Here is a 1,027-nt window from a genome sequence, read left to right on the forward strand (position 1 = left end):
CGAACTAAATCACAACAATTGATCCTTTCATCTCTACTGTGTTCAGATTTTGCTTTTTCTTTTTTAATGACATGGATATCAAGCGCTTTACCCATATGGTTAGTACTTTTTCGATTATTATAAATATTATCAGCCCAACATCGATAACCAGAAGATACGATTTCTACAGTCAAGTGTTGATATCGTTCATCTGAATCAATATAAAACATAATACTTCTTAATACCCAAAACAAAGTCCGATGTAAGCCTGGATATTCAATCCCATAGGCATAATTAGCACCTGTTTTTCCATTATTAGTTTTATTAAGCCCAAAACCATTACAAGTTGGCTCAGTCAGATTTTTAAAAGTTGAACATTGGCATTGAGCCTGTGTAAAAAATGAATCTATTGAATACTCATCTTGAAATCTATCAATTGCTTGTATAACTTGTATATCCACAACGCCAGTTTCCTCAACTTGCATATAATCACGTTGAAACTGTTTTATCATCCTTTCTGTTCTTTCAGTAAATTCATCGGTTGGTACATTGCCACCAAAACCTGCAAGGCGGATATTAATTTCCCGAATAACCTCATGCTTATCCCCTTTCTGAAAAAGAATCTCGCTTTTAGGGAAGTAATCTATCATCGCCACCGGATGAATAAACCACGCCTTGCCGTCTGCGGATAGATTGGACAGTTTAGGGGTATTGGCATCAGTGTTTGCGGTTGGGTTTTGAGCTTGTGCCTGTGCCACTTCTTTCCACCACAGTGACGGTTTAATGCGTTGCTCTTTTTCAAGTTGCCAGTTTGATTTGACATGCTCAAGGGCTTCGTCCACTTTTTTCATGGCAAAGTCTCGATGATAGGGCTCGATTATGCCGATTTTATCTAATATCGCTTCAATAGACTCTTTTTTTTGTTGCTTTTCTTCTTCAAACAGCTCATCTATCTCATTCCATTTACTTAATGCTTCATCGGCATACCATTCACTTTCATATTTGACCAGTAAATGCCCTATCCGCTCTGCGGCCCAACTTCGGCGTA

Annotated in this window: 1 protein-coding gene; it reads right to left on the reverse strand. The window is 38.0% G+C overall.

Annotated elements, in window-relative coordinates:
- A partial coding sequence (locus A9G47_RS06290; RefSeq protein ID WP_141674827.1) for a peptidoglycan-binding domain-containing protein occupies positions 1-1,027 on the reverse strand: 1,027 nt, incomplete at both ends.

The organism is Gilliamella sp. WF3-4, assembly GCF_001690275.1.
Lineage (GTDB): Bacteria > Pseudomonadota > Gammaproteobacteria > Enterobacterales > Orbaceae > Gilliamella > Gilliamella apicola_C.